Consider the following 1022-nt stretch of genomic DNA (forward strand, 5'->3'; position numbering starts at 1 on the left):
TGTTTGATCCCGTGTTTTGATGGTGCAATCTTTTCCACCGGATGGAAGGAGGCACTATGGGCCAGGTTCTTCATGGCAGCGCCACGACGACAGAGGCAATCCGTCGAGCGATACAACATAGTGAAGAGAGCCTGAGAGCTCTGGCGAAACGCTATGGGATCAACCAGAAGACCGTCGCGAAGTGGAAGAAGCGGAGTTCGGTCGCTGATCTGCCGACCGGTCCGAAGGAGCCGCACTCGTCAGTGTTGTCCCTTGAGGAGGAGGCGATCATCGTTGCCTTCCGACGGCATACGTTGCTGCCCCTGGACGACTGCCTCTACACGCTGCAGCCGACCATTCCGCATCTGACCCGCTCGTCCCTCCATCGCTGTCTGCAGCGTCATGGGATCGGTCGGTTGCCCGACATCAAAGGCGACAAGGAGCCGAAGAAGAGGTTCAAGAGCTACCCGATCGGCTATTTCCATATCGACATCGCCGAGGTGCAGACCGCCGAGGGTAAGCTTCATCTCTTTGTCGCCATTGATCGCACAAGCAAATTCGCCTTCGTGCAACTGGTCGAGAAGGCGAACCGTGTCACTGCCTCAGCCTTTCTTGTCGCCCTGATCGCTGCGGTTCCGTACAGGATCCACACCGTCCTGACCGACAACGGCATCCAGTTCCGTTTCCCACCGCGATACGCCGATGGCCCGACCGCCCGCTACATCACCCACATGTTCGCGATGCGCTGTCGGGAGAATGGCATCGAGCACCGCTTCACCAAGATCAACCATCCGTGGACCAACGGGCAGGTCGAGCGAATGAACCGCACAATCAAGGAGGCCACCGTCAAACGCTACCACTACGACAATCACGACCAGCTCAAACGCCACCTCGACAACTTCGTCAATGCCTACAATTTTGGCCGGCGCCTGAAGACACTGAAGGGGCTCACAGCCTACGAGTTCATCTGCAAACGATGGACAATCGAACCGGAAAACTTCACCCTCAATCCAATCCACCAAATGCCGGGACTAAACACCTAG

At 57.1% G+C, this 1022-nt stretch carries 1 protein-coding gene; it reads left to right on the forward strand.

The genetic code is table 11. The features are described 5' to 3' along the window. Positions 1–56 precede the first annotated feature (56 nt). On the forward strand, positions 57–1022 hold the full coding sequence (locus tag AB4037_RS34585) for an IS481 family transposase (protein WP_441774676.1): 966 nt from the start codon (positions 57–59) through the stop codon (positions 1020–1022).

Origin of the sequence: Labrys sp. KB_33_2 (genome assembly GCF_052114505.1) — a bacterium.
Lineage (GTDB): Bacteria > Pseudomonadota > Alphaproteobacteria > Rhizobiales > Labraceae > Labrys.

Excerpts from the sequence above, each read along its gene's own strand:
- AB4037_RS34585 (WP_441774676.1), top strand. The coding sequence starts at position 57 with ATGGGCCAGGTTCTTCATGGCAGCGCCACGACGACAGAGGCAATCCGT.